The sequence below is a fragment of the uncultured Arthrobacter sp. genome (genome assembly GCF_902805515.1).
In the GTDB taxonomy this organism is placed as follows: Bacteria; Actinomycetota; Actinomycetes; order Actinomycetales; family Micrococcaceae; genus Arthrobacter_D.
This window is the reverse complement of the sequence record NZ_CADCTE010000207.1, coordinates 1-5,068: the sequence shown is the minus strand read 5'-3', so window position 1 is coordinate 5,068 and position 5,068 is coordinate 1. Positions and strand designations below refer to the sequence as shown.

Genomic DNA, 5,068 nt, shown 5'->3' with positions numbered 1-5,068 from the left:
CGTTCGAGTATCCAGGCGAGCATCCCGGTTGGTGAGTCGGATAGCCCGTAGGCGAGCGTGCTCGGGTCGAGCACGTGCGCGGCGAGGTGGACGGCGAACCTCTTCTCCAGCGCGACGATCCGGGCGTGGATGTCGCCGGGCAGGCCGCCGGGGATGGGCCGACCGCCGCCGAGGTCCCAGGCCCGGTCGCCGTTGAAAAAGGTGAGCTTCAGGCCGGAGCCGATGTGGATGGCGTGGAGCTCGTCGGCGTACTTGTGCCCGAGCTGGCCGGTGACCAAAGCTCCCACGTCGCAGCCTGCGGCGGCGTACGTGCCGTAGCCGAGGGTCTCGGTCATGAGGGTGTGCCAGAGGTCGGCAACCTTCCAGAAGTTCATGTCCGGGCTGTTCGGCAGCGGGGTGGAGAACCCGAAGCCGGGAAACGAGGGGACGATAACGTCGAACGCTTCGGCCGGGTCGCCGCCGTACGCGCCCGGGTCGGCCAGGGGGTCGACGACCTTCGACCAGTGCCAGAACGTCCAGGGCCAGCCGTGGGTGAGGATCAAAGGCGTCGGGTTAGCGCCGACCCCGGGCCTGCGCATGAAGTGCACCGGCACGTCCTCGACCTCGACGCGGTAGTGCTCGTAGGCGTTGATCGCGGCCTCGGCCTCGCGCCAGTCGAAGTCGGTGCGCCAGTAGTCGACGAGTCCTTGCAGGTAGGCGCGGTTCACGCCGTAGTACCAATCCTCGTTGCCCACGTCTTCCGGCCAGCGTGTCAGCTCCAGGCGTCGCTGCAGGTCCGTGAGCACCTCGTCAGGCACGTGGATCGGCGTCGGCTCCAACGGGAAGGGTCGGACCTCGGCGCCGTGCGATGGGGTGGGTTCGTGGCTCATCGTCGCCTCCTAAAGCCGCTGCGCGACGTATCGGGTGGGTTTTTCGGTCGACCGAGCGAGAGCGGCAAGCAAAGAGTTGCGACCGATTCGGCCGTTCCCGTTGGAGCCGACCCGCACCGGTGGACCTGCTTCTAGTTGGGGACTTGTTGCCGCCATCTCCGCCATGGTCTCGCCTCCAGTTTACGTTTTGTGCCGCGCGTCATGCTCACCCGTTCGCTGCTGATTGAGTTCGACCAGGCTCCGTCCGCTCGGCGAGGCCGGCCCCCGCCAGGTTGCCGCGGGCCACCTCGGCGTGCTCGGGGTCGACCTCCAGCGTGACCAGGCGCCCGCCCTCGTGCACGGCACGGGCGAGCCAGATCGTGCTGTAGCCGCCCAGCGTGCCGACCTCGAGTATGGAGCGCGCCCCCACGGCCCGCGCCAGCAGCTGCAGCAGCCCGCCCCGGTTCGGCGCGACGTCTTGCGGCGGCAGGCCGGCCGCGGCGTTGGCCCGGGGCGCCCCGTCCAGCGCGGGGTCGGGCCGGGCGAGCAGATCGGCAAAGTAGCGATCGACCGAGGTCCGTCGCTCTTGAGTCATGGTCCTTCCTTCGCAACTTACCCTAGGGCGATTGCTGCGCAATCTCTCAAACTACAAGACCCGCCAGATGGCGCAGAGGCCGGCCGAGTCGGTGGTTGAGCACCCGTCCACAGGTATGGGCGGCAATCTTCGCGGCCAGACTCCGAGGCTACGGGGGCGGCGGGAAGTAGGTGGACCAACCGGTCGAGGGCTACTGACGCGACGTACTAGGGCGCAACCTCCCCAATCGCCTGCGGCTTCGACTTGCCATCTGTTTTGTCATACGCGTGCGACGGCCTCCAGCTACAAGTCAACTATCGCCTCTATGCGTACCGGAGATCCGGCTGGGTAACGTAGGAGAGCGTCGGTGGTCAGGTTCATCGGCATTGCGGCGTGCCTCCCCGGCACGCCTGCTGTAAACCGTTGTTTTGCGCTGCTCGCCTAAGGAGTCGAATCCATCGGGAAAGGCATCTCCGGTGAGGTTCAGCTCGACGTCGTGCTCGAGCAGCGCTTTGAGCCCGGCAAGAAGAAAAGTGAATCCGCCCGTCGAGCCGATCGCCTGCGCCACTATCTCGTCCCCATTGCCCTTGAACCCTCTCTCGGCGATCGTGACGAGGGTCGTGTCGCCTTGCCCGGAGAAGAAACGCCACTCGACCTCCCTGGGGGAGTCGGGGTCCCACTCGATGAGTATGCGGCTGTTCTCCTCGACGTCTTTCACCTTTAGCGTGGTGGAAACGTCGTGCATCTCCCATTCCCACCGGACCTCCGCGCTGGGCTCCAGCTTGCCGCTGCTCTTGGTGAACCAGAACCTGGTCGTGACCGCGGGGTCGACGAAGGCCCGGAACACCTCGCCGACCGGCCTGCGGATGAGCATTTGTACCTTCACGGATGGCACGTCCTCGATCCTCATAGCGCCTCCTTTGCAGGGTTTAGATGCGCATGCGGCTAATCCTGATCCGGCTTCTTGACAATGTGTATGATGGACGCGGGGTTCTGCACCCAAAATCCCTCGAACCCCTCAGGCCAGACTAGGACATTAACCCCGTTACACTGGGGTGCTGCGAGGCTGGCGGAGGTCTGCGCAAGCGCCCCTACTTCTGGGCGATCTGGATCAGGTTCCCGCACGTGTCGTCGAACACAGCCGTCGTGACGTCGCCGAACGCGGTCGGGGGTTGCGTGAATTTGACGCCGAGACCTTCGAGGCGGGCGTGTTCGGCCTCCACGTCTTCGACGTCGAAGCTCGTGAACGGGATGCCGTCCTCGACGATAGCCTGCATGAACGGTTTGGTGGCGGGGTGGTCGCTCGGTTCTAGTAGTAGTTCGACCCCTTCCGAATCCTCCGGCGAAACTACCGTCAGCCAACGATATTCGCCTACAGGTACGTCCTCCTTTTTCCGGAACCCCAAGACTTCCGTGTAGAAGCTCAAAGCCTTCTCCTGATCTTCTACGAACACGCTGGTCACGACGATTCGCATTCGACGTCTCCTTCCTGCTCGTGCTTGCTCAACCACCCGATGAGCCGGGGCAGGTGCGCCGACAGCTTGCCGGAATGCAGCTTCGTGCGGCCCTCCCAACGAACCTCCACGAGATCGGCGCTTTCGAGCACCGTCAGGTGCTTGGAGACCGCCTGCCTCGTGAGGCTCATGCCGCGGCCCTCCACGAGGCGAACGCAAATCTCGAACAACGGCTGGCCGTCCCGTTTGGCCAACTCGTCCAGGATCGCGCGCCTGGTCGGATCGGCCAGGGCGTGAAACGTCGCATCGAGGTCTTTGTCGTCGCTGCCCGCCATGTTCCTCCATATTATGCAACCAATCGGTTGCATGTCAAGTCCGCTTCCAAGTGCGAACGCCTTGGGCGGCCCAAGTGAACTCGCGTGGCGGCTTCAGAGAACTGCAGATCTTCTGCCAGGCCCGTGACACCTAGAGCGTTGTGCAATGGTATTGGACCTCTGTGCGTTCCTCCGTCACGAAGAGGCGCGCCAAGTGTCCCGCGTCTTCCCAGGGCTATGCTTCGAGGCGAGCATCGTGGGGGCGGGTCAACTCCATTGACTACCGCTATATGTGTTACAGGGTTTATGTCTTGGTTTGTTGTACTCATGTTTTCTCCTTCCGTCGGATTATGTTTGCGATGGTATGACGGGAAGGGTGGAGAGGCATCCTCCGCAGGGTGGAGCGGGGGGTGGAGTTTCGGACCTAGATCAGGCCGAGCTCCTTGGCGCGGGCAACCGCCCGCGTGCGGCTGGACGTGCCCAGCTTGCGGTAGAGGTTGTTGACGTGGGTCTTGACGGTCGTGGTCGAGATAAAGAGCCTCGCCGCGATCTCCCCGTTCGATTCGCCCGCGGCCATCAGCGCGAGCACCTCCAGCTCCCGACCGCTCAAGGGCTCCGGGAGCCGTCCGTCGGCTTTCGCCGCGGCCTTCCCGTTCGTCTGGGCCGCCAGGAGCTTCGCGAGGTATTCTGTCGAGACCCCGCTCACGCCGCCCCTCTGCCGGGTTTCGAGCGTCGCCGAGAGGAGGCCGCCCATCGCGGCCCCCTCGTCCACGAAGGTGCGGACGTAGCCTTCCGGTTCGGCGAGGGCGAAGGCTTGCGTCAGGGTTGTCACGGCCCGCTCTTTCGCTTTTCTAGCCCACAGAGCCAGCGCTTGAAGCGCCAGGATCTCTATGAGATTGCCCGTTCGTCCCGCCGTCTGTGCCGCCTCTTGCAGCTCATCCAGCAGCCGCAGCGCCTCGTCGTACCGACCCCGGGCGTGGAGCAACCTCGCCGAGGTCATCCGGTTAACCACCCGCGCAGCGTCCGGGGCTTCGCCCGCGTTTGCGGCCCGCTCCCGTTCGTTGGCGGCGGCTTCCGCGGGGTCTCCGTGCGAGATGCGCAGCCGCACCATCCAGGACGAGGCGATGGCGACCTGCAGGTCCGCGCCGGAGTCGTGCGCGACCCGCTCCGCGTTGCGGGCCACCTCCATGGCGCCCTCCTCGTCCCCCCGCGCCCGCTTCGTCCGCGAGAGGCCGACGTACCCCCACACCAGGTCGGTAACCTCTCTCGTCCGTTCGGCCAGCTCGATGCCTCGCCGAAGTTCGCGCTCCGCCCCGTCCAGGTCGTCGCGTTCGTAGAGGAGGGTGCCCATCCCGATGTGGAAGACCCCGGTGGCGGGCAGCAGCCCGACGCCTCGCTCGGACACGAACCGTTGCGCTCGGCGGAGCGTCTCGTCCGCCTCGCGAAGGCGGCCCCGCTCAACCTGCACCCGGGCGTGCAGCGTCATAACCGTAAGCGTCCCGTAGGTGTGACCCGCGGCCAGTCCGATCTCGGTGGCTTCTGCGAGGGCGGCGCTCGCCGACGCCAGATCGCCGACGGTCCCGAGCGCGTCGCCCATACAGCCGGCGGCGAGGAGGCGCTGGTGCAGATCTTCCTTGGGCAGGAGCGAGAGGGCTCGCCGGGCGAGATCTAGGGCTTCGGGCGCGTCTCCCCGGAGACTGGCACACCAAGATCGGACGGCCGAGGCGAATCCGAGCAGAGACCGGCGGTCTTCGCCGGTCGTCCCGATCGCCCGATCGACTTCTTTCAGGAGGGATTCGGCGTCGTTTGGCCGGCCGGTGAGCGACAGGGCCAAAGCGTGCTCGGCGAACAGCCGGGGCCGCAGGCGCTTGGCTTCGG

6 protein-coding genes are annotated in these 5,068 nt (G+C 65.8%); all 6 read right to left on the bottom strand.

Annotated elements, in window-relative coordinates; genetic code table 11:
* Positions 1-869, bottom strand: an 869-nt coding sequence (locus QZX79_RS18515; protein WP_294570944.1) for an epoxide hydrolase family protein, incomplete at its 3' end; no start/stop codon positions are given.
* Between the two features lie 205 nt (positions 870-1,074).
* Positions 1,075-1,443, bottom strand: a complete 369-nt coding sequence (locus tag QZX79_RS18510) for an O-methyltransferase (protein ID WP_294570942.1) — start codon at positions 1,441-1,443, stop codon at positions 1,075-1,077.
* A 289-nt stretch (positions 1,444-1,732) separates the two neighbouring features.
* On the bottom strand, positions 1,733-2,332 hold the full coding sequence (locus QZX79_RS18505; protein ID WP_294570940.1) for an SRPBCC family protein: 600 nt from the start codon (positions 2,330-2,332) through the stop codon (positions 1,733-1,735).
* 181 nt (positions 2,333-2,513) lie between these two features.
* Positions 2,514-2,897: a VOC family protein gene (locus tag QZX79_RS18500; RefSeq protein WP_294570937.1), complete on the bottom strand. Its 384-nt coding sequence runs from the start codon at positions 2,895-2,897 to the stop codon at positions 2,514-2,516.
* Complete coding sequence (locus QZX79_RS18495) at positions 2,882-3,211, bottom strand: helix-turn-helix transcriptional regulator (protein ID WP_294570935.1); 330 nt, start codon at positions 3,209-3,211, stop codon at positions 2,882-2,884. Before QZX79_RS18495 ends, QZX79_RS18500 begins: the two co-directional genes overlap by 16 nt.
* Positions 3,212-3,614: 403 nt before the next feature.
* On the bottom strand, positions 3,615-5,068 hold a 1,454-nt coding region (locus tag QZX79_RS18490), incomplete at its 5' end, for a LuxR C-terminal-related transcriptional regulator (RefSeq protein WP_294570931.1).